The sequence below is a fragment of the Dermabacter sp. HFH0086 genome, from assembly GCF_000413375.1.
Taxonomy (GTDB): Bacteria; Actinomycetota; Actinomycetes; order Actinomycetales; family Dermabacteraceae; genus Dermabacter; species Dermabacter hominis.
Genome location: NZ_KE340308.1, coordinates 2,241,513 through 2,262,642 on the forward strand (window position 1 = coordinate 2,241,513; position 21,130 = coordinate 2,262,642).

Below are 21,130 nucleotides of genomic sequence, written 5' to 3' on the forward strand. Positions count from 1 at the left end.
CAGGGTTCTTATAGCGGACGACCAGGCGATGGTGCGCGGCGCCCTCGCGGCGCTCCTGAGTCTCGAGGACGACATCGACGTCGTTGCCGAGGCCTCGAACGGCGAAGAGGCACTCGCGATTGCGCGCACAACCGACATCGACGTTGCGCTCGTGGACATCGAAATGCCCGGCCTCGACGGCATTGAGACAACCGCAGCGATCGTGCGCGGGGGGGCTCGATGTGCGTTGCCTCATCGTGACGACCTTTGGCCGGCCCGGCTACCTTCGCCGCGCCCTCGATGCCGGTGCAAGCGGTTTCGTGGTGAAGGAAACTCCCGCTGAAAAACTCGCCGACGCCGTGAAGAAAATCCACGCGGGCCAGCGCGTCGTCGATCCCGCACTCGCGACCGAGTCGCTTTTCGACGGAGCAAACCCCCTCACCGAACGCGAGCAAGAAATCCTGCGCATCGCCCGCGACGGCGACAAAATCTCAAGCATCGCGAAAAAAGTTCACCTGAGCGAGGGAACGGTGCGAAATTACCTATCCTCAGCTATCCACAAAACCGGCGCCGCGACGAGGGCTGCCGCCGCAAAACGCGCCAACGAACGAGGATGGCTCTAGAAAGAAGGCAAGCGTCGGGCGCCCCTCTCATACGCGCGAACGCGCGTTAACCTCGAACCTATCGAGCATGTCCTCTACCGCGTGAAACGCGTGATGGGAGTAAGCGCCCACCGAACGCTCCTCCTCGAGAGCGAGCCGGAGCGCATCCAGATAGCGCGTGAAGAGCGCCCAGTAGACATCGCGCGTATCCCTCTCGAGCCGCAGAGCTTCCGTGTTCGTGCGGTTGTTGAGCGCCGCCATGCGCCTTTCAAGCTTCGTGATGACGTGCGGCGGAACCGGCTGGCCGTCGATCGTCTGCTCGGCGAGGGGGCCGAGCTCACGGTTGACCGTCTCCAGCATGCTCCTCACGAGCATCTTTTCCTCGTGCCGCCGCTCATCAATGCCGGGTGCCGCAAGACCCGTTGCGCGAATAACGAACGGGAGCGTCCCCCCGAAGAGCAGCAGCGACCCCACGGCCACGAGGAAGGCGACAAGTATGACCGCGCCGCGATACTCGACGAGCTGACCTCCCGCAACATATGGAAGGGTTTGGATCGCCGCGAGGGTCACGACTCCTCGCATCCCCGCCCATGCCAGCACGATTCCGCCCTTCGGCGAAATCTGCTCGGTGAGCGCGTAATCAATGTCGGCACGGGTGCGATTGAGCCATCGCGAGCTTTCCGATTCCCAGTTCGAACCGAAGCGGTTACGCGCACGCTGCTCGCCCTTCTCGGTGAGGCCGCCCTTGAGCGTGTGCCCGAGCGCGCGGGCACGGGCCTCGCGGTGATTCGACATCCACACGACAACCGCGACGCCACACGCACGCAGCACGATCAACACGGCGAGCACAACGAGCGCCATGAGCCACACGCGCCCCAGGCTTCCACTCACGCGCGAGTCGTTCACGAGCCGCGCCACTTGCATGCCCATGAGAAGGAACACCGCGTGCTCGAGCACGTAGCTCGTGGTTGCCCAGGTCGAGCGGACCATCGCACGTTCCTCCGCGTTGAGGGACCGCGGCGCAAGATGGGACATCACTACCGCGGTGACGACGACCGCGATCACGCCGGACGCATGCACCTGCTCCGCGGGAACATACGACGCCCACGGGCTCGCGAGAGTCACGATGGTGACAAGCACCGGGTCGTTGAGGCGGCCACGAGCCCAATTGATGACCCGACCGGTCACATACCCGATCGCCAGCCCGCCTGCGACGGCCCACAGGAAGCCGAGGCTCGCTTCAACGAGCGAGAACCCAGTCGCGAGGGTCGCGACCGCCATCCGCATCGTCACGAGAGCGGCCGCGTCGTTGAAAAGGCTCTCCCCCTCGAGCAAAGTCATGAGGCGATCGGGAAGGCCGAGGCGCCGGCCGATGCTCGTCGCCGCGACCGCATCGATCGGCGATACCGCGGCCCCGAGTGCGATGGCGAGTGGAAGGGAGATCTCGCAAAAAAGCAGGTGCACGATCACGCCCACGAGGACGGCCGGCACTATGACCATGACGATACTGAGCCACGCAATCGGCTTGAGATTTCGTCGAAGCTCAATCACGGGCACGTTGCGACCCGAGGCGAAAAGAATCGGCGGAAGCACGCCGAGAAGAACCATCTCGTTCGTGAGTTCAACGTCGGGAATCCACGGCGTGAAGCTCGCGACGATCCCGAGCACGAGAAGGAGGAGCGGCGCCGCGATGCCGGTGCGGCGCGAGAAAAGTGCGGAGGCAACGAGGACGGTGAGCCCCACGAGCGCGAGGACGATGAGTTCCATTTATGGCTCTTTCCTCGTGCGCGCGGGGCCCACTGTCATAATGCTTACTTCGCGTCCACCTGCGCGAGGAAGTCCTGTGCGCCGCCCACGAGCTCAATGTGCCCCGTGGGCAGGTCGGCCGTCGCGAGCTTCGCGATCTCTTCTGCAAACTCGCGCACCGAGTACAACTTCCCGGCTGCCTCGCGACGTGCCTCGAGCGCACCCGGCTCCATGCGGTTGAGGAGGGTTGCCGTGACCGTTCCCTCGATCATGTCGCCCGAAACGACAACGAAGCTCACGCCTTTTTCGCTCATCTCGGGGATGCGCGACGTCAGCTCATCCTCGCCCGCGCGCTTCGACTTCGCGACCGCATCGTACGCGTCCATGGTGTCAACCTCGTTGATGAAGTGCGCCTGGTGGCTCGTCACGAAGATGACGCGACCGCCGGGATTCATGCGCGAGAGCGCAGCGGTGAGTGCGTTCGATTGTGCGTCGCGGTTGAGGCGAAGCGCGTAGTTGTCGCCGAGATCCTTCTCCATACCGCCCGAGGCGTTGAGAACGAGCAGATCGAGCGAACCAAACTCGTCGATCGCCGTTTGCATGAGGCGGTCGAGATCCTCTTCGTTCGTGAGGTCGGCGCCCACGGCTACGGCGCGACCGCCGGCCTCTTCGATTTCTTTCACGACCTTGTTCGCCCGCGGCGCCTTTTGACGATAGTTGACGACGACGTTGTAACCTTCCGCGGCGAGAATCTTCGCGGTGTCAGCACCCACGCCTCGCGACGACCCTGTGATGACGGCGGTTTTTGTGGTGGTCATGAATGATTCCTTCCAATCGGAGGAGCAAGAGGTTCAGAGATAGAGGCCGGTAACGTCGCCTTCGTGCGCATCTTCGTACACGGCGTGTACGTCGCGTTCGCGAAGGAGCACGTATACCTTCGCGTCGAGTTCGACCTCGGCACGGTCACCCGGATCAAAGAGCACGCGATCGCCTACGCGCACCTGGCGCACGTTGCTACCGGCGGCGACGACGTTCGCCCATGACAGGCGAGTCGACACGCTTACGGTTGCCGGGATCAGAATCCCGGACTTGCTGCGGCGCTCGCCCTCGGGATCCGGCTCGACCAGGAGGCGGTCGTGAAGCATCCGGAGCGGAAGCGCGGGTGTGTCACTCACTTCTGACGGTAGTCCCGGTCGAAGTAGTCGCCGTCCTTCGGCGTGCGCGTCACGAGGACAATCGCGCCAGCGGTGATCGCGAGGAGGCCGAGAGCACCACCGATGAGGCCCGCGACCGGTGCGGGCTTCACGGCGCCGCTATCGGCGACGAAAAAAGACTTCGCGGTATCCGAAGCTTCGTTCTTCCAGCGCTGGATGGCGTTGACGGGGTTGATGCGGTCGAGCAGCTCGTCGATGTCAGCGGCGAGATTGTCCTGGCGGCGCAGGGCCTCGCCCTTCATCTCCTCGAGGCTTTCCTTCTTCTTTCCCACGAGTTCCTCCCGGGATGTATGGTCGCGTGGTCGTACCGCTCGAGTCTACCGGTCGTCGGCTGGACTTTCACCGCGACCCCTTGGCCGGGTAGGCTAGGCGGGTATGCGCACGTGGCGGAATTGGTAGACGCGCTGGATTTAGGTTCCAGTGCCCTCGGGCGTGGGGGTTCAAGTCCCCCCGTGCGTACTCCCTCTCATCTCGACAACGCGCCAGCGTTGAGGAGGAAGCGATGACCCTGATTGGCCTCGTCCGTCACGGCCAGACGGACTGGAACCTCGCGCACATCTTCCAGGGGGCAAGCGATGTTCCCCTCAACGCGACCGGGGTTGAGCAGGCCCATCGCGCTCTCGATTCCACCCCGGAGTTCGCCTGGGACGGCGTCATGAGCTCACCTCTCATTCGTGCCCGCCTCACCGCCGAAGTGATCGCGACCGACCACAGCCTTCCGTTGATCGGCGTCCACGAGGGGTTCCGCGAAGTCGATTTTGGCTGGGCGGAAGGCAAACCCAGCGCCGAGGCCTACGCGGCCTATCCAGAGCGTGATTTTCCCGACCGGGAAAGCGTCGATGCCGTCCTCGAGCGCGTATGCGCAGCGGTGCGCGACGTATCGGCGCAGCACCCCGATGGACGGATTCTCGTGGTCGCGCACGGGACTCTCATTCGATACCTGGCCAGTGCCGTCGCACAGCGCGACTTCACCTCGCTCCCTAACACCTCGCTCACGCTCCTCGAGGTCTCCCCCACGCTCTGGCGAGTCCCTATGATCGCGGGCTATTCGCTACGCGAACCATTCGAATGGGCACACGAGGAGGGTGCGCTCCCCCGCTTCGATCCCGCCTGGGACGCGCCAAGCGGCATTGACCCGGCCACCCTCCCGCTCGCCGAACGCTCCGCACTCGAGGAGTACCGCCCGACAACCGAAAAAGCACCGAGCCACACCGCCGAGGAGTCACGATGACGCGCACCGCAGTGGGAACCGAATCCAACTGGTTTGACGACGACGAGATCCGTGAGCTCCGTCGTAAGCTCCCGATCCTCTACATCGATGTCGTCCCCGTTCGACTCGACCCCTACGGGGCGATCAAGGACATCGGTCTGCTTCTTCGCGCCGACGGTTCCGGGCGCATCATTCGCTCCCTCGTCTCTGGCCGCGTCCTCGTGCACGAGAGCCTTCGCGAGGCCATCATTCGCCACGTCGAGAAGGATCTCGGTACCGTGGCGCTTCCGAAGGTCCCCACGTCGATGGTGCCTTTTACCGTTGCGGAATACTTCCCCACCCCGGGCCAGTCGCCGTTCGTGGACCCGCGCCAGCACGCGGTTTCACTCGCGTACATCGTTCCCGTCGAGGGCGACTGCGCCCCGCAAGAAGATGCACTGGATCTCGGGTGGTTCGATGCGGCGACGATCCTTGAGTCAGCCGTCATGAACGAGCTTGAGCAGTCGCATGCGATTCTCGTGCGCCGCGCCCTTGCAGCCGGGGGCATCAACTAGCAGCACACGCCTAGCGTCTCAGGCACGCAAGCGCCCCGCGGGAATCAGATCAGGTTCGCGAGTCGCCCGGCCAACGCGCGAAACGCCTTGCCGCGGTGGCTGATCGCGTTTTTCTCCTCGGCAGTGAGTTCAGCCGACGTCTTCTCGTACCCCTCAGGGACGAAAAGCGGATCGTAGCCAAAACCTCCCTCACCGCGCGGCTCACGAAGGAGGGCCCCTCTCATCGTGCCGAGCTCGACCACCTCTCGAGCGCTGCCACCGTCGGAATGGGGAATGACCGCCGCGGCCGCACACACAAACTGCGCCCCGCGGTGGGCCGGCGCGATATCGGCGAGCTGAGCGAGAAGGAGGGCGTTGTTGGCGGCGTCATCGCCGTGGCGGCCCGACCAGCGGGCACTGAAGATCCCCGGGCTTCCGCCGAGAATATCAACGGCAAGACCCGAGTCATCGGCGATCGCGATGAGGCCGCTCTCTCGCGCCGCCGAACGTGCCTTGATCAGAGCGTTCTCCTCGAAGCTCACGCCATCCTCAACCGGGTCGGTGAGACCCAATTCGGCACTGGAGACGACAAGAGCCGGGTCGAAGCCGTCGATCGCCCCCGCGAGTACCTCGCGCAGTTCCTTGAGCTTCTTGGCGTTGTGGCTCGCGAGAACGATCTTCGCGTCGGTACTCACTGGCGTTCCTCAAAGGCCGCGAGCTGCATCTGGATCAACTGTTCACAGCCCTGGGAAGCAAGGCCAAGGAGTTGGTTCAGCTCGTCGTAGCTGAAGGGTGCTCCCTCGGCTGTTCCCTGTACCTCAACGAACTCGCCCGAACCGGTCATGACGACGTTCATGTCGGTTTCAGCCTTGACGTCCTCGCGGTACTCGAGGTCAAGCATCGGGATGCCGTCGATGATGCCGACGCTCACCGCCGACACGGAGTCGCGCAGGACATCGGCGAGCACCGGGATCGAGGCATGGCGTTTGCCCCACGTGATCGCGTCGACGAGGGCGACATACGCGCCCGTGATTGCTGCGGTGCGCGTTCCACCGTCGGCTTGCAGAACATCGCAATCGAGCTGGATCGTGTTCTCGCCAAGCGCCTTCATATCGACGACGCTTCGAAGCGAGCGGCCGATGAGTCGCGAGATTTCGTGGGTGCGCCCACCGATCTTGCCCTTGACGCTCTCGCGATCCGAGCGGCTCCCGGTCGCGCGCGGAAGCATGGCGTATTCCGCCGTAACCCAGCCCGTGCCGCTGCCCTTCTTCCAGCGCGGCACACCCTCCGTGAAGCTCGCCGCGCATAGCACGCGCGTGCGTCCAAATTCGATCAGGCAGCTGCCTTCGGCGTGGTCAAGCCAACCGCGCGTGATCCTCACGTCGCGGAGCTGATCGACGGTGCGTCCGTCGACTCGGGTGATCTGCTCGGTCATGGCTTTCTCCTCGTTGGTCGCGAGCTGGGAATTAAAGCGTGTAGGTGCGAAGTGACTCGGCGAGTTCGAGAGGACCGTCGAACTCGGCCCTCGCCTCTTCGAGCGGGACTTTGCGATCGGTCCACGGCGGGATGTGGGTCAGCACAAGCTTCTTCACCCCGGCTTCGCGCGCCAGAATTCCCGCACGCTTGCCCGTCAAGTGGATGCCCTGGAAGTGGTCGTCGCGCCCCTCAACGTACCCGGCCTCGCACAAGAGAAGGTCAACGCCACTTGCGAGAGCCGAGGCGCCCTCACACACGTCGGTATCGCCCGTGTAAGCGAGTACGGTGTCGCCCACGGCGATACGGAAGCCGAATGCGGGAACGGGGTGCTCCACGGGCACTGCCGTGATGATCGCACGCCCCGCTTCGATACTGTCCCCCTCCGATAGCGCAATGAACTCGTAGGGGGCGCGGATTGCGCCGGGCGGGATGGGGTCGGGATTGCCGGTCGCGGCGCTCAAACGTTCGTCGATGCCTTCGGGCGCGAAAACGCGGACCGTCGGACAGTTGACGAGCGGGTGATAGGCGAGGTAGACCTCGAGTCCCGCGAGGTCGAGGAAGTGATCCGCATGCAGGTGCGAGATGAGAATGATGTCGATGTGAGACGGGTCGATGACCTTGTGAAGGTTAGAGAGGGCACCATTGCCGCAATCGATGAGGATGCGAAACGGCTTACCGCGTTTACCGGGCACGGTCACGAGGTAGCACGAGGCCGGCTCGCCCGGACCCTCATAGCTGCCGGAGCAGCCCACCACTGTCAATTCGATGCTCATGCATTCTCCTCACGGGCGGGGATGGAGGTCGTGTGGGTAATCGCGGGGCCGAGGAAGCGCTGCGAGAGGCGCGCGAAGTTGCTCGTGCGGCCCACGCGCGGCGCCGTCTCAGCGAAGATGTGGCTCGGCGCGGTGGCCGCCGTGCGCATGAGGTTTTCACCCTGAAGTGTGCGGTACACGTCGATTGCGGTTTCTTCCGAGGACGACACGAGCGTGACGTCCGGCCCCATCACGTAGCTGATGACGCCGGCGAGCAGCGGATAGTGCGTGCAGCCAAGCACGAGCGTGTCCACGCCCGCTGCTTTGAGGGGCGCGAGGTACTCCTCCGCGGCAGCGAGGACCTCCTCGCCCGAATCGGTCCCGCTCTCGAGGAACTCGACGAAGCGGGGGCAGGCTGCGGCCTCCACATGGACGTCAAGCGCCGCTGAAAAGGCATCCTGGTAGGCCCCCGACTTCACGGTCGCGCGCGTACCGATCACGCCGATCCGCTTGTTGTGGGTCACGGACACGGCGCGGCGCACGGCCGGTTTGATGACTTCGAGAACGGGAACGCTGTAGCGCTCGCGCGCGTCGGCGAGAACCGCCGCGGTTGCCGTATTGCATGCGATCACGAGCATCTTGACGTCGTGCTCGACGAGTTCGTCCATGACCCCGAGAGCGTATTCCCGCACCTTCGCGAGCGGTTTGTCGCCATAGGGCGTGTGGGCCGTGTCGCCGATGTAGAAAAGCTCTTCATTCGGCAACTGATCGATGATCGCGCGTGCGACAGTGAGCCCGCCGATCCCGCTATCAAAAATCCCGATGGGTGAATCGTTCACGCTTTCAATCTATCGATCTGCGCGCTGACCGAGAGTGCTTCGGCCCACCCGTGCAAGGGATCTCACAGGCATCTAGGAGCGAGCGTTCAGGGCCCCGATCAACGTCGCCTGGAGCCACGAGGCGAACTCATACAGTGTCGCGAGGAACTCCAAACCGGCAACTCCCGGCTCGGCCTCAACCTGTTCGAGGTCGTTCGAACACAAAAGCTGGAGCGCTTCGAAGTCACCGTCGTTCTCGATCCCCATGCGGTCCGCGAGAACGAGGCGAATAACATTGAGCGCCTTGAGCCATGAGACCGCATCGGAGCGCTCGATCACGATCTCATCGTGCGGCCCTTCGCCCCCGATGTCGCCGGCAACTTCCAGGCTCGCGCGAAGCACGCTCAAGTTCGCGATATGGGCATCGGCGAGGTTGCCTTGCGTGAGGCGCCGGTACTCGCCCGCCTCTTCATCGTTCTCGCTCGCGGGCGGAAAAAGCCGTTGAGTTGCGCTGTCGCGCGGGGCCTCCGTCCGCGCGCGCGAAGTTTCAGCCTCGAGCCTCGCGAGCGGGTCCTCTGACATCACCTCGCTCGGGCGTTGCCCGGTCTCATCACTCTCGCCGATTTCAAGATCGGCGCGAATGAGGTCGGTAATTTCGCCCGCTACTTGCGCGAGTACGGCGCGCTCTTCCGCTTCGAGCCTGCACATCAGTCGACCGTCGGCCCGCGCGATGAACGAATGCGCCACTACGCCTCCTCGAGGATCGCGAGGAGGCCGAATTCGTGCATCGCACCCACGTGAGATTCAGCGGTCTCTCGCCCGTCGCACGACACGATCGCACGCCCCTGCGTATGGACCTGCATCATGAGCGCGTGGGCCTTGGAGCGGGCGTACCCGAAGTGAGTGCGAAACACGTAGGTCACGTACGTTTGCTCGTTCACGGCGTCGTTTAGCACAACGGTGTTCCACTTTCGGTCGGTTTCAGTTCCGACGCTTGCCAGGGACTCGCTCTGGCGGTCTTCGCGCACGGCGTTTCCTCCCTCGCCTCTCAACTTCGGGCTCCACTACGGGTATGAACACTAAGACTACCCGGCTTCCTCGTTTAGGCTTGCTCTGTGCCAACGACCTCACTAAAGACCGATTTGTACGAACTCACCATGATCCAAGCCGCGCGTGATGCCGGTGTCGCGGATCGCCAATGCGTGTTCGAGGTGTTCACCCGCTCGCTTCCCGAGGGGCGACGCTACGGCGTGTTCGCAGGGATTGGCCGTATTCTCGATGCGCTCGAATCGTTTCGCTTCGAGGCTGAGGATCTCGATTTTCTGCGGTCGACGGGGCAGTTCACCGAGGACGTGCTCGCCTATCTCGCGGACTACCGGTTTGAGGGCAGCATCGATGCGTATGCGGAAGGCGAGCTCTTTTTCCCGAGCTCCCCCGTCGTGCGCGTCGAAGGCACCTTCGAGCAGTGCGTGCTTCTCGAAACTCTCGTGCTCTCCATCCTCAATCACGACTCGGCGATTGCGTCCGTGGGCTCGCGCATGATCCAGGCTGCGGCGGGGCGCCCGTGCATCGAGATGGGTTCGCGGCGCGTGCATGAGGATGCCGCCGTCGCCGCCTCGCGGGCCGCGGCCATCGTGGGATTTTCGTCAACCTCGAACCTCGAGGCCGGTCGAACCTACGGGATTCCCGTCGTGGGCACCTCCGCCCATGCCTTCACTCTCGTGTTCGATACCGAAGCGGAAGCCTTCCAGGCTCAAGTAAACTCGCTAGGTGCGCACACGAGCCTGCTCGTGGACACATTCGATATCTCCGCGGCGATCGAGTCCGCGGTAGCCATCGCGGGCCCCGACCTCGGCGCGGTGCGCATCGACTCCGGCGCCCTCGGCGAAACGGCCCGCGAGGTGCGTGCCCAGCTCGATGCGCTCGGCGCGACGCGCACCTCAATCACCGCGACAAGCGACCTCGACGAATACCGCGTATTTGCACTTCGCGACAGCCCCGTCGACAGCTACGGGATCGGCACTCGCCTCGTGACCGGCGGCGATCACCCCGCGCAGGGCTTCGTTTTCAAACTCGTCGAACGCGAGAACTTATCCGGCGAGATGGAGGCCGTCGCGAAGAAGTCCGCGCAAAAGGCCACCGTCGGGGGAAGCAAACGCGCCTATCGTGTGTGCGGCGCCGAAGGTGAGGCATGCGCCGAGCTCGTCCTCGCCGATAACCAGGGCGATCAGCCATCGCAAGCCCCGGGCTCCCGGCCTCTTCTCACACGCCTCGTCGAGCGCGGCAACGTTCTCGACTCACGCAGCCAATGGGAGCGTATCAAAGCCGCACGCAGTGTGCACGAGCGTGCTCTCGACGAACTTGCACTCGCCGATCCGCATATCCGCACGGGGCAGGACGGCGATGTCGCGCTGCCGGTCGTCCACTCCCTCGAGGAGCTTGCCTACCTGCGAAACGCCGGGAAGCGATAGTTCCCGGCAAGCGTCGGGCTACTTCTTGCCCACGAACCAGCCGCGAAGAATGTCGATCCTCTTTTGAATCTGCTCCGCGCTCGCCTGCGGAACCGCAGGGCCACCCGAGCGGCGGCGCAGTTCGTTGTGCACCTGACCGTGCGGGGTTCCGGTGCGGCGCGCCCAGCCCGATACGAGCGAGCTGAGCTCCTTGCGAAGCGCCGTCACGTCGCGGTGCGTTGCTGCCGCGGGCGCGCTCGAGCGCGCTGACGAACGCCGTTGCTGGCTCTTTTGACGCTCGCGCAAGAGCGTCGTCACTTGCTCTGGCTCAAGCAGGCCTGGGATTCCCAAAAACGCCTGCTCTTCCTCGCTCCCCGCCATCGCGAGGGTCCCGTACTCGCCACCGTCGAAGAGGACGCGGTCAAAGTGGGCATCTGATTCGAGGGCCTCGTAGCTGCCCTCAAGCTCACTACTCGCCTTCTCCTCGCGATTGGCCTCGCGCAGCGCCTCCTCATCGAGGCCTGTCTCCGGGTCAAGCTGGTCTTTTTCGCGCATATCGAGGACGTGGTCGCGCTCGACCTCCATCTCGTTCGCGAGGCCGAGAAGAACGGGAACCGAGGGAAGAAACACGCTCGCCGTTTCACCACGCGTGCGAGAGCGCACGAAGCGGCCCACCGCCTGCGCAAAGAACATCGGGGTCGAAGTCGACGTTGCATACACGCCCACGGAAAGGCGCGGAACGTCGACTCCCTCGGACACCATACGCACCGCGACCATCCAGCGATCCTGCGAGGTGCTGAACTCTTCGATCTTGCGGCCCGCGGTCGCGTCATCCGAGAGGACGAGAGTGGGTTTCTCACCCGTGATGCGCTCGAGAATTTTCGCGTACGCGCGCGCAGTGGACTGATCCGTCGCAATCACGAGACCGCCCGCGTCGCTCACGCCGCGACGAACCTCGGTGAGGCGTTGATCGGCGGCCGCAAGAACAGTGGGGATCCACTCGCCCTTCGGATCGAGCGCCGTGCGCCACGCCTGCTGCATGATGTCTTTCGTTTCGAGGCCGCCAAGCTGCGCCGAAACCTCGTCCCCGCTCTTCGTCCGCCAGTGCATTCGCCCCGAATACGTCATGAACAACACGGGCCGCACCACGTGGTCCTGCAAAGCCTGACGGTAGCCGTACGTGTAGTCGGCCTTTGAGCGCATGAACCCCTCGGCGTCAGGTTCGTAGCGCACAAAGGGGATGTGGGCATCGTCCGAGCGGAACGGGGTACCCGTGAGTGCGAGGCGACGTTTCGCGGGGTCAAAGGCCTCGCGGACACCATCGCCCCACGTGAGCGCGTCGCCCGCATGGTGGATCTCATCAAGGATGACGAGGGTCGGAGCCGCCTCGGTTCTCGCTCGGTGCAACCTCGGGTTCGCCCCCACTTGCGCGTAAGTGAGGGCAACGCCTTGATAGTGATCGCCGTGCCGACCCTGGGAATTAGAGAAGTTCGGGTCGATCTGAATGCCCACGCGTAGCGCGGAATCCGCCCACTGGGTCTTCAGGTGCTCGGTCGGGGCAACCACGGTGACGCGGCGCACCACCCCTTCCTTGAGCAGGCCCGCGGCGATCTGCAAAGCAAAGGTTGTTTTGCCGGCGCCCGGGGTCGCCACGGTCATGAAGTCGCGCGGCTGGCGCTCTTGGTAAAGGTTCAGGGCTTCGGCCTGCCACGCACGGAGCTTCGGCGCCGTGCCCCACGCTGCGCGCTCGGGGAATGCGGGCGGCATCTGCTGCGCCGCAAACGACGAGGGCTTGCGGGGGGTCGACTGGGTGTGCACAGCCGGCGCGTGTTGCTCGCTGGTGCGCGTCGACTCCAGATAGCTCGAGAACAGGTCGGGCGAAGCGGAAGAATCGTGGGCATTCATAAGCGCCATCCACGATAAACCCGGCAGCGGCTAGAGCATCTCAGCGACCCGAGCCGAAAAGCCCCCGAAAGCCGCCAAAGCCGCCTTTACCTCGGCCTTTATCCTCGCCGTCGCCCGAGTTGCTTCCGTCACCAATGCCGTCGTAGATCTCTTTGCACTGCGGGCACACGGGGTACTTCTTCGGGTCGCGGCCAGGAACCCACACTTTGCCGCACAGCGCGATCACCGGCGAGTTGTTTAGCGCGGCCTTCGCGATCTTTTCCTTCTGCACGTAGTGAGCGAAGCGATCGTGATCGCCTGGATCGGCGTCCTCCGTCTGTTCCTCACGTTCGAGCACCGCTGTCGAGCTCGGCGCAGCGCCGGGGGCAGCGGGTGCCTGCGGGGCACCGTGGTCCGGGGAGTTCGGGTCCGAGATCGAGGCCGTGAAGCGAATGCGTGTCGTACTCATGCCTCGATCCTAGCGGGGCTCCCCCGCGCGGGCCACGGCGCGCGCAACCGCGGGCGTGACGCGCTCGTCAAACACGCTCGGCACAATGTGGCGCGCTGAAAGCTCGTCGTTGCTGACAACGGAGGCGATCGCCTGGGCCGCCGCGAGAAGTGCCTCGTCGGTGACCTCGCACGCGTGGGCGTCGATAAGCCCGCGGAACACACCGGGGAACGCAAGGACATTGTTGATCTGATTCGCAAAATCACTGCGTCCCGTCGCTACGACGGCGGCGTGCTTCCAGGCGATCTCAGGGTCGACCTCGGGCACGGGGTTCGAGAGCGCGAAGACGATCGCGCGCTCGTTCATGCTCCTCAGCATCGACTCATCGAGAATGTTCGGGACGCTCACACCGATAAACACATCGGCTCCCTCAACGGCCTCGCGCAGCCCACCCTCCACTTTGCGAGGGTTCGTGTGGCGAGCGATCCACTCGAGACGATCTCCGGCCTCGCGACCCTCTCGAACGATGCCCTTCGAGTTTGTGACGATCACATCGCGCGCGCCCGCCGCAAGGAGAAGCCGCAGGATTGCCGTGCCCGCAGCGCCCGCACCCGACATCGCGATGCGGACCTCTTCAATCGGCTTTTCCACGATCGTGAGCGCGTTCGTGAGCGCCGCAAGAACGCACACGGCGGTACCGTGCTGGTCGTCGTGGAACACAGGAATGTCGAGCTCGGCACGCAGTCGGTCTTCGATCTCGAAACAGCGCGGCGCGGAGATGTCTTCGAGGTTGATTCCCGCGAAAGCGGGTGCGATCGCCTTGACGTGCGCGACGATGTCCTCAACCTCGTGCGCATCGAGGCAGATCGGGAAGGCATCCACGTCCGCGAAACGTGAAAAGAGCGCCGCCTTTCCTTCCATCACGGGTAGCGCGGCGAGGGGGCCTCGATCGCCGAGCCCTAGGATGGCGGAGCCGTCGGTCACGACCGCGACGGTGTTCTTCTTGATCGTGTACTCGCAGGCTTTCTCGGGCTTTTCCGCGATTTCCTCGACGACGCGGGCCACGCCCGGCGTGTAGACGATCGCGAGGTCGTCAGCGTTGTCGATCGGAGCGGTGGGCTCGACTGTGAGCTTTCCGCCTTCGTGGGCCTCAAAAATGCGACGTTCGACGGCTTCGGTTCCGGTCTCAAGACGCGTGGGTTCGGTGCTGTCAGGTGTGTGCGTAGCCATGATTTCATCCTTCCACGGCCGCGACCTTTCCGCCGGGACTTAGCGAAGATCCGCAATCGCGCGGCGCACTCTCTTTTCCGAAACCGTGTACCGCGTTCCAAGTTGCTGCGCAAAGAACGAGACTCGCAGCTCTTCGAGCATCCAGGGAATCTCGCGCGCCTCATCGCTTTCGAGCGCCTCGGTCGAGAGTTTCGATTTCGCTTTCTCGAACATGCCGACAAGATCCTCGATCTGCCACGCAAGTTGGGCATCGCGCGCAGGGTTGTCCTGCATTTTCTCGATCCTGTGGATGTCTGCCTTCAGGTAGCGAGGAATCTCGGGAACGATGTGCGCAGGCGTGCGCGAAATGAACCTCCCGGAGGTGAGTGAGTCGGCGTGCTCGCGGATCTGGGTGAGCTGCTGCAGCACCGAGAGGCTCGACACTTTGGAAATAGCCCGCTGAAGCTTCGCGTGAAGAGCGAGAGCGTCGACGGCGGCGAGCACGAGCGTGCGTGAAAGGCCTGCGTGCTCGGCACGCACGGCCTCGACGAGCGCGTCGAATTCAGCCTTCGTCCACACAAGACCACCGTTTTCCGTTCGGGAAATCAACTCGGCGCTCGCGGCGAGCGCCGCATCGCTCAAAAGCGCCTTTGCGCTCCCGTAACTGGATTGAGAAATCGCGAGCTTCGTGGGATTCGGGAGCGAGCCGAGCACCTGCGCCGACTTCGACCCGAGGGCTTCGGTCACGAGGTGCGTCACGGCACGGACGTGCTCGCGGCGCTGATCGAGGGCAGTCGGCATCGCGGTGAGGTCGACACTCACACCGCCGCTATCCTCGCGGAGTTTGAGCGCGGGATACACGACAACATTGAGCCCACCTTGCCGGTTGCGTTTCGTGCGGGGAATCTCGAAGTCAGGAAATCCGTCGAGATCGCGGTCGCCAAAGGACTCGGCTTGCCGGGCCGCGCTTGATTCGACACGTGCGCGGTGTGCCTTCTTGAGTGCGAGAAGGTCATCGCCCGAGCCGATCTCGCGCCCGCGATCATCGCGCACCGAGAAATGCATGCGAAGGTGCGCGGGAAGTTTGCTCGCATCAAATTCATCGCCGTAGAGCGGCAGGTCGTCGGGGACACCGGGAAGTGCCACGAGTTCGTCGGCAACAGCTTCGACGAAGCGCTCGCCCGTATTCGGGTCGTCGTCGCGCAGGATCTGGGCGACGGCGCGTGCCTTGTCCGGCGCGGGGATGAGGTGGCGGCGAATTGGCTTCGGGAGGGTCCGAATGAGCTCGGCAATTTTCTCTTCGCGCATGCCAGGCACGAGCCAATCAAAGCCCTTCGGCTCGAGTCTGCCGAGCACGGCGAGGGGAACGAGGGCCGTGACACCATCCTTGAAGTGGGCCGTCGATTTCGGCTGGTCACCGTCGCAGGCACCTCGAGCCGAAGGCTCGAATGCATAGCGAAGCGCGAGCGTGATGTCCCCCTGCACCCATGTGTCGGGGAAACCTGCGGCGTGGTCCTCCGCGTCGCCCTCGAGCAAGATTTCACGAGTGAGATGCAAGAGCTCGGGAGTCTCGTGACGCTGCTTCTTCCACCACGCATCGAAGTGCCGCCCGCTCGTCACCTTCGCGGGGATACGCGCGTCATAAAACTCGAACAGGGCGGCGTCGCCCGCGATGAGGTCCCTGCGCCGCGCCTTGTTTTCAAGCTCTTCGAGTTCCTCTATGAGTCGCACATTGTCGCGAAAGAAGTGGTGGCGGGTGTTCCACTGCCCCTCGATGAGGGCATGCTGAATGAAAATCTCGCGCGAAAGTTCGGGATCGATGCGGCCGTAGGCGACGGGGCGGCGCGCGAAAATCGGGACGCCAAACAGGGTCGCTTTTTCGTACGCCATCGCGCTTGCCTTCTTCGAGCTCCAATGCGGCTCGGAGTAGCTGCGCTTCATGACGTGAGGGCCGACGTCCTCAATCCACGCGGGATCGATCTTCGCGGCCGTGCGGGCGAACAGGCGTGATGTTTCCACGAGTTCCGCGGCCATGACGTAATCGTGGCGTTTTCTCGCGATCGTGCTTCCGGGCCAGATCACGAACCGAGAATTGCGCGCGCCCTGGTAGTCGCGCGTGCGCTCGTCGTAGAGCCCCACGTGGCTCAGAAGCCCGGCCAGCAGGCTTTGGTGGATGGTCGCGTCGCTCGCCGGGTTATCCGACGGCCGCAGCCCCACGTCGCGGCACATGTCTTTGAGCTGCGCGTGGAGGTCCCACCATTCACGGATACGCACGTAGTGCAGGTACTCGCTCTTGACTTCGCGCTTGAATGCCGAGTTGGAGAGCGCCTTGCGGCGCTCGCTCAAGTGCCGCCAGAGGTTGAGGTAGGTGAGGAAGTCACTCGTATCGTGAGTGAAACGCGCGTGCAGCTGATCCGCCTGCGTTTTCTTCTCGAGGGGACGCTCGCGCGGATCCTGAATCGAGAGTGCGGCGACGATCACGAGGACTTCGCGGAGTGCACCGCGCTTATCGGCTTCGAGGAGCATACGCGCCATACGCGGGTCGAGTGGAAAACGCGAGATCTGCTCGCCGATCGCCGTGAGCGCTCGTCCACCGGGGGCATTTTTCTCGCTGCGGATCGCACCGAGTTCCTCGAGGAGGCGCACGCCATCACGCACCGCGCGCTTATCGGGGGCTTCGACGAACTCGAAGCTCTCGATGTCGCCGAGCCCAAGAGCGGTCATCTGCAGGACGACGCTCGCAAGGGCTGTACGAAGAATTTCTGGTTCGGTGAACTCGGGCCGCGTGTCGAAATCTTGCTCGGAATAGAGGCGAATCGCTATGCCGGGGCTCGTGCGCCCGGATCGCCCCGAACGCTGCTTCGCGCTCGCCTGACTGATCGGCTCGATCGGGAGGCGCTGCACTTTCGTGCGCTGCGAGTAACGTGAAATGCGCGCGAGGCCCGAGTCGACGACGTATTTAATGCCCGGAACGGTGAGGGAGGTTTCCGCGACATTCGTCGCGAGAACGATCCGACGGCGGCCGTCTTTCGGCGGGCTGAAGATCTTCTGCTGGTCCTGCTCTGAGAGGCGGCCAAAGAGAGGCAGAACGTCTATTCGACTCGCCGCCCCCACTCGTTTCTTCACGTGCGTTTGGAGCTCCTCTCCCACCTCGCGGATCTCACGCTCACCCGGGAGAAACACAAGGATGTCGCCGGGCCCCTCGGCGATCAGTTCATCGCACGCATCGACGATCGCCTCGGTGAGGTCGCGCTCCTCGCTGCGGATGTCTGCGAGTTCGTCCACCTCACCGATCTCGGGCTCGAGGACGAGCGGCCGGTAGCGCACCTCAACGGGGTAGGTGCGGCCCGACACCTCGATGATGGGGGCGGGGTGCAGGTCACCCGCGCGATCCTTCTTTCCGAAGAATTCGGCGAAGCGCTCGGGATCGATTGTCGCCGAGGTAATGATGATTTTCAGCTCGGGCCTACGGCGGGCGATGCGCTTGAGGTAGCCGAGCAGCATGTCGATCGTGAGACTGCGCTCGTGAGCCTCGTCGATGATGATGGCGTCGTATTTCTTCAGCAGCCTGTCGCCGTGAATCTCCGAGAGGAGGATGCCGTCGGTCATGACCTTGAGACGCGTGGATGTGGCGGTGTTTTTCGTAAACCTCACCTGGTATCCGACGCTTCCCTCGCCAAGCCTCTCGCCCAATTCCTCCGCGATGCGACTCGCGACGCTTCGGGCGGCGATCCTTCGGGGCTGCGTGTGACCGATCATGCGCCCGCGGCCACCGTAGCCGAGTTCGAGGAGCATTTTCGGAAGCTGCGTGGTTTTGCCCGAGCCTGTCTCGCCAGCGACGATCACGATTTGGTTGTCGCGAATCGCTCGCTGGATTTCCTCACGCCGCTGAGAGACGGGAAGGTCAGCGGGGTAAGTGATCGCAAGACGCGGCTTCGCCGTACCGGGGCGCGCGCCAGTATTCTCGTTGCTGGAGGTCATATCGCCTCCATCGTAGTCGCCGGATCGCCGCATTCGTCCGTGGGAGTGGACACAAGCATCCCTCACATGCGGCAGGTGCGTCCGCATCCGAGTCTCGTTCAGCACGACACCCCTACCATTGAGGCGCATCCCTACCGAACAGAGAGGTTCTTATGAAAGCCCTTCGCAAGTCCGCCCCACAAAAGGGACTCGAGATCGTTGACATCCCGGAGCCGCAGGTCGGCCCCAACGATGTCAAAGTGCGTGTCATGCGCGCCGGTATCTGCGGCACCGACCTGCACATCCTCGAGTGGGATGCTTCCGCACAGGACATGTGCGATTCGGTCCCGTTCACGCCGGGCCACGAGTTCTACGGAGAGGTCACCGAGATCGGTGACGACGTCGTGGACGTGCGCGTTGGCGATCGCATCTCGGGCGAGGGCCACGTCGTGTGCGACATTTGCCGCAACTGCCGCGCGGGACGCCGCCACATGTGCATTCGCACGCGCTCGATCGGTGTGCAGCGCGATGGCGCGTTTGCCGAGTACGTCGTCATCCCGCAGCAAAACGTGTGGGTTCATCACAACGATGGTGGCGAAAAGGTCATCACGCCCGAGCTCGGCGCGATTTTCGATCCGCTCGGCAATGCCGTGCACACGACGCTTAAATTCCCACTCGTTGGCGAGGATGTTCTCATCACCGGCGCTGGCCCGATCGGGCTCATGTGCGCCGCCGTTGCTCGCCACGCCGGTGCACGCTACATCGCGATCACCGACGTCAAGGAGCACCGCCTCGCGATGGCAAAGGACATGGGCACGGATGCCCAGATTGACGTCTCGAACACGAGTATTCGCGACACGCAGGCGTCTCTCGGCATGCGCGAGGGCTTCGATGTCGGCCTTGAGATCTCCGGGCAGGCAAGCGCCCTCCAAGACATGATCGACAATATGAACCACGGCGGCAAAATCTCCATGCTTGGCCTGCCCTCGAAGCAGTTCGAGATCAACTGGACGACCGTCGTGACGCGCATGCTCACCCTCCAGGGCATCTACGGACGCGAAATGTTCGAAACGTGGAACGCCATGAACGCTATGGTGCGCACCTCGAAGATTCTTCGCGAGCGCGTGCTGTCGACCGTAACCGACGTGCTGCCCGCTGAAAAGTGGGCGGATGCCTACGCGCTCGCGCGCTCAGGCGAAGCTGGCAAGATCGTTCTCGACTGGGAAAACATTTAAGGAGTATCGATGTACACGAGCATGAAAGACGAGCTGACCGCGGAACTCAACGCCATTCGCGAGGCCGGAACGTACAAGAATGAGCGCCCGATTCTCACCCCGCAGTCGAATGCGGTCTCGGCTGCTTCCGCGCGCGATGCAGAAGGCCGCGACGTCCTGAACTTCTGCGCGAACAACTACCTCGGTCTCGCCGATCACCCCGAGCTCATCGCCGCCGCAAAGCGCGCCCTGGACGAGCGCGGATTCGGCATGGCGAGCGTGCGCTTCATCTGCGGCACCCAGGATCGCCACCTGGTCCTCGAACAGAAGCTGAGCGAGTTCCTCGGAACCGATGACACGATCCTGTTTTCCTCGTGCTTCGATGCGAACGGTGGCGTTTTCGAGTCACTCTTTACGAAAGAAGACGCCATCATTTCCGATGAGCTCAACCACGCGAGCCTCATCGATGGCATCCGCCTGTCGAAGGCCGCGCGGTACCGCTACAAGAACGCCGACATGGACGATCTTCGCACCCAGCTCGAGGCCGCGAAGGGCGCCCGCCGCACCGTCATCGTGACCGACGGCGTCTTCTCCATGGACGGCTACCTCGCTCCGCTCGACAAGATCTGCGACCTCGCCGATGAGTTCGGCGCGCTCGTGCTCGTGGACGACTCGCACGCCGTGGGCTTCATGGGCGAGACGGGGGCGGGCACCCCCGAGCACTTCGGAGTTTCGGATCGCGTCGATATCTACACGGGCACGTTCGGTAAGGCCCTCGGCGGCGCAAGCGGTGGGTACGTGTCGGCGCATCAGGAGATCATCGATGTTCTGCGTCAGCGCGCCCGCCCCTACCTCTTCTCGAACTCACTCGCGCCGGCGATCGTCGAAGCGACCATTACCGCTCTCGACCTCGTGAAGAATTCGGGTGAGCTTCGCACGAAGCTGTTCGAGAATGCGGAGCATTTCCGCAGCGCTATGACCGAAGCCGGGTTTGAGCTGCTCGAGGGCGAACACGCCATCGTCCCCGTGATGTTCGGCGACGCCGCCCTCGCGGGCCGCATCGCGGACCGCATGCTCGAGCACGGCGTGTATGTCACGGCGTTCAGCTACCCGGTCGTGCCGAAGGAGAAGGCACGTATCCGCGTACAGCTCTCGGCGGCCCACACGAGCGAGGATATCGATCGCGCCGTCCAGGCATTTGTCGCGGCTCGCGACGCCGAAAACTGAGTTTCCCATCGCCCTGAATTGCATAGGGGTTGTGGGGGTTTGACCCAAGCTCTCTCCCCCATTGCCCTGAATTGCACGGGGGCCACGGGGGTTTGACCTCCGACCACTCCCAATAGCGAAAGGCCCGGCATCTGAACTGGCCCCCGAAAGTTGGACTGGTTTAACTCTAGGCGGTTAGGGCTTCAAGGGGGGGGGTAAGTAGCAAAATGTGTGTCTGATTTTCGGGGTTCTTACTGATCAAACGGTATAAATCGGGCGTGTATAAGGTTTCGCACCTTATACACGCCCGATTCTGGTCCAATCCATCAGAACGGCATCCTCATGTGCTATCCGGGGGTTGGTTCGCTCCCAGGAAATCTTCCGGTGGTGCATGCGCTACAACACGCGCAGGCGGCACTCCTGGTGCAA

19 protein-coding genes, 1 tRNA gene and 1 pseudogene are annotated in these 21,130 nt (G+C 63.6%); 7 read left to right on the forward strand and 14 right to left on the reverse strand.

Going from position 1 to position 21,130, the window contains the following annotated elements; all coding sequences use genetic code 11:
• Positions 1-28: 28 nt before the first annotated feature.
• Positions 29-602 (forward strand): annotated as a pseudogene (locus tag HMPREF1484_RS10020) (response regulator).
• A gap of 27 nt (positions 603-629) precedes the next feature.
• Here the strand turns inward: HMPREF1484_RS10020 and HMPREF1484_RS10025 are convergent.
• Genes HMPREF1484_RS10025 through HMPREF1484_RS10040 form a run of 4 tightly spaced genes read right to left on the reverse strand, consistent with a single transcriptional unit; the run spans position 630 to position 3,813 of the window.
• Positions 630-2,348 carry a sodium:proton antiporter gene (locus HMPREF1484_RS10025; protein WP_016664944.1) on the reverse strand — a complete coding sequence of 573 codons (1,719 nt, stop codon included), beginning with the start codon at positions 2,346-2,348 and terminating at the stop codon, positions 630-632.
• A 44-nt stretch (positions 2,349-2,392) separates the two neighbouring features.
• Positions 2,393-3,145, reverse strand: coding sequence for an SDR family oxidoreductase (locus HMPREF1484_RS10030; protein ID WP_016664945.1), 753 nt, complete (start codon positions 3,143-3,145; stop codon positions 2,393-2,395).
• 33 nt (positions 3,146-3,178) lie between these two features.
• Positions 3,179-3,472: a co-chaperone GroES gene (locus tag HMPREF1484_RS10035; RefSeq protein ID WP_051120720.1), complete on the reverse strand. Its 294-nt coding sequence runs from the start codon at positions 3,470-3,472 to the stop codon at positions 3,179-3,181.
• Between the two features lie 26 nt (positions 3,473-3,498).
• A complete protein-coding gene (locus HMPREF1484_RS10040) occupies positions 3,499-3,813 on the reverse strand; it encodes a hypothetical protein (RefSeq protein ID WP_016664947.1) in 315 nt (104 codons plus the stop codon).
• A gap of 105 nt (positions 3,814-3,918) precedes the next feature.
• Between HMPREF1484_RS10040 and HMPREF1484_RS10045 the strand changes: the two genes are divergently transcribed.
• The 3 genes from HMPREF1484_RS10045 to HMPREF1484_RS10055 all read left to right on the forward strand — a co-directional run bounded on the left by HMPREF1484_RS10045 (position 3,919) and on the right by HMPREF1484_RS10055 (position 5,305).
• Positions 3,919-4,000, forward strand: a tRNA-Leu gene (locus HMPREF1484_RS10045).
• Positions 4,001-4,043: 43 nt separating this feature from the next.
• Positions 4,044-4,772 (forward strand): histidine phosphatase family protein, encoded by a 729-nt coding sequence (locus tag HMPREF1484_RS11065; protein WP_016664948.1) that lies wholly within the window; start codon positions 4,044-4,046, stop codon positions 4,770-4,772.
• On the forward strand, positions 4,769-5,305 hold the full coding sequence (locus HMPREF1484_RS10055; RefSeq protein ID WP_016664949.1) for a DUF4916 domain-containing protein: 537 nt from the start codon (positions 4,769-4,771) through the stop codon (positions 5,303-5,305). The genes HMPREF1484_RS11065 and HMPREF1484_RS10055 overlap by 4 nt, the downstream gene beginning before the upstream one ends.
• 44 nt (positions 5,306-5,349) lie before the next feature.
• Here HMPREF1484_RS10055 and rdgB read toward each other — a convergent pair whose 3' ends face one another.
• The 6 genes from rdgB to clpS form a co-directional block, all read right to left on the reverse strand.
• Entirely contained in the window at positions 5,350-5,979 is a 630-nt protein-coding gene (gene rdgB / locus HMPREF1484_RS10060) for an RdgB/HAM1 family non-canonical purine NTP pyrophosphatase (RefSeq protein WP_016664950.1), read from the reverse strand.
• Complete coding sequence (gene rph, locus HMPREF1484_RS10065) at positions 5,976-6,719, reverse strand: ribonuclease PH (protein ID WP_016664951.1); 744 nt, start codon at positions 6,717-6,719, stop codon at positions 5,976-5,978. The genes rdgB and rph overlap by 4 nt, the downstream gene beginning before the upstream one ends.
• A gap of 31 nt (positions 6,720-6,750) precedes the next feature.
• Complete coding sequence (locus HMPREF1484_RS10070; protein WP_016664952.1) at positions 6,751-7,533, reverse strand: MBL fold metallo-hydrolase; 783 nt, start codon at positions 7,531-7,533, stop codon at positions 6,751-6,753.
• Entirely contained in the window at positions 7,530-8,351 is an 822-nt protein-coding gene (murI, locus tag HMPREF1484_RS10075; RefSeq protein ID WP_016664953.1) for a glutamate racemase, read from the reverse strand. Before murI ends, HMPREF1484_RS10070 begins: the two co-directional genes overlap by 4 nt.
• 72 nt (positions 8,352-8,423) lie before the next feature.
• Positions 8,424-9,077, reverse strand: a complete 654-nt coding sequence (locus tag HMPREF1484_RS10080; RefSeq protein WP_016664954.1) for a DUF2017 family protein — start codon at positions 9,075-9,077, stop codon at positions 8,424-8,426.
• Entirely contained in the window at positions 9,077-9,358 is a 282-nt protein-coding gene (clpS, locus tag HMPREF1484_RS10085; RefSeq protein WP_016664955.1) for an ATP-dependent Clp protease adapter ClpS, read from the reverse strand. Before clpS ends, HMPREF1484_RS10080 begins: the two co-directional genes overlap by 1 nt.
• Positions 9,359-9,445: 87 nt before the next feature.
• Between clpS and HMPREF1484_RS10090 the strand changes: the two genes are divergently transcribed.
• Entirely contained in the window at positions 9,446-10,801 is a 1,356-nt protein-coding gene (locus HMPREF1484_RS10090; RefSeq protein WP_016664956.1) for a nicotinate phosphoribosyltransferase, read from the forward strand.
• A gap of 18 nt (positions 10,802-10,819) precedes the next feature.
• Here HMPREF1484_RS10090 and HMPREF1484_RS10095 read toward each other — a convergent pair whose 3' ends face one another.
• From HMPREF1484_RS10095 to hrpA, 4 genes are read right to left on the reverse strand one after another with little or no spacing between them, the layout of a single operon-like run.
• On the reverse strand, positions 10,820-12,685 hold the full coding sequence (locus HMPREF1484_RS10095) for a DEAD/DEAH box helicase (RefSeq protein ID WP_016664957.1): 1,866 nt from the start codon (positions 12,683-12,685) through the stop codon (positions 10,820-10,822).
• A gap of 40 nt (positions 12,686-12,725) precedes the next feature.
• Entirely contained in the window at positions 12,726-13,133 is a 408-nt protein-coding gene (locus HMPREF1484_RS10100; RefSeq protein ID WP_016664958.1) for a DUF3039 domain-containing protein, read from the reverse strand.
• Positions 13,134-13,142: 9 nt separating this feature from the next.
• Positions 13,143-14,342: an NADP-dependent malic enzyme gene (locus HMPREF1484_RS10105; RefSeq protein WP_016664959.1), complete on the reverse strand. Its 1,200-nt coding sequence runs from the start codon at positions 14,340-14,342 to the stop codon at positions 13,143-13,145.
• Positions 14,343-14,381: 39 nt separating this feature from the next.
• Positions 14,382-18,302, reverse strand: coding sequence for an ATP-dependent RNA helicase HrpA (gene hrpA, locus HMPREF1484_RS10110; RefSeq protein ID WP_016664960.1), 3,921 nt, complete (start codon positions 18,300-18,302; stop codon positions 14,382-14,384).
• A 152-nt stretch (positions 18,303-18,454) separates the two neighbouring features.
• Between hrpA and tdh the strand changes: the two genes are divergently transcribed.
• Both tdh and HMPREF1484_RS10120 read left to right on the forward strand, forming a co-directional pair.
• Complete coding sequence (tdh, locus tag HMPREF1484_RS10115; protein ID WP_016664961.1) at positions 18,455-19,516, forward strand: L-threonine 3-dehydrogenase; 1,062 nt, start codon at positions 18,455-18,457, stop codon at positions 19,514-19,516.
• A gap of 9 nt (positions 19,517-19,525) precedes the next feature.
• Positions 19,526-20,722: a glycine C-acetyltransferase gene (locus HMPREF1484_RS10120; protein WP_016664962.1), complete on the forward strand. Its 1,197-nt coding sequence runs from the start codon at positions 19,526-19,528 to the stop codon at positions 20,720-20,722.
• The last annotated feature ends 408 nt before the right edge of the window (positions 20,723-21,130 follow it).

What these genes read in the sequence shown, in the direction of transcription:
- HMPREF1484_RS10025 (WP_016664944.1), bottom strand. Translation starts at nt 2,348, where the DNA reads ATGGAACTCATCGTCCTCGCGCTCGTGGGGCTCACCGTCCTCGTTGCC.
- HMPREF1484_RS10030 (WP_016664945.1), bottom strand. Translation starts at nt 3,145, where the DNA reads ATGACCACCACAAAAACCGCCGTCATCACAGGGTCGTCGCGAGGCGTG.
- HMPREF1484_RS10035 (WP_051120720.1), bottom strand. Translation starts at nt 3,472, where the DNA reads ATGCTTCACGACCGCCTCCTGGTCGAGCCGGATCCCGAGGGCGAGCGC.
- HMPREF1484_RS11065 (WP_016664948.1), top strand. Translation starts at nt 4,044, where the DNA reads ATGACCCTGATTGGCCTCGTCCGTCACGGCCAGACGGACTGGAACCTC.
- HMPREF1484_RS10055 (WP_016664949.1), top strand. Translation starts at nt 4,769, where the DNA reads ATGACGCGCACCGCAGTGGGAACCGAATCCAACTGGTTTGACGACGAC.
- rph (WP_016664951.1), bottom strand. Translation starts at nt 6,719, where the DNA reads ATGACCGAGCAGATCACCCGAGTCGACGGACGCACCGTCGATCAGCTC.
- HMPREF1484_RS10070 (WP_016664952.1), bottom strand. Translation starts at nt 7,533, where the DNA reads ATGAGCATCGAATTGACAGTGGTGGGCTGCTCCGGCAGCTATGAGGGT.
- HMPREF1484_RS10095 (WP_016664957.1), bottom strand. Translation starts at nt 12,685, where the DNA reads ATGAATGCCCACGATTCTTCCGCTTCGCCCGACCTGTTCTCGAGCTAT.
- HMPREF1484_RS10100 (WP_016664958.1), bottom strand. Translation starts at nt 13,133, where the DNA reads ATGAGTACGACACGCATTCGCTTCACGGCCTCGATCTCGGACCCGAAC.
- HMPREF1484_RS10105 (WP_016664959.1), bottom strand. Translation starts at nt 14,342, where the DNA reads ATGGCTACGCACACACCTGACAGCACCGAACCCACGCGTCTTGAGACC.
- hrpA (WP_016664960.1), bottom strand. Translation starts at nt 18,302, where the DNA reads ATGACCTCCAGCAACGAGAATACTGGCGCGCGCCCCGGTACGGCGAAG.
- tdh (WP_016664961.1), top strand. Translation starts at nt 18,455, where the DNA reads ATGAAAGCCCTTCGCAAGTCCGCCCCACAAAAGGGACTCGAGATCGTT.
- HMPREF1484_RS10120 (WP_016664962.1), top strand. Translation starts at nt 19,526, where the DNA reads ATGTACACGAGCATGAAAGACGAGCTGACCGCGGAACTCAACGCCATT.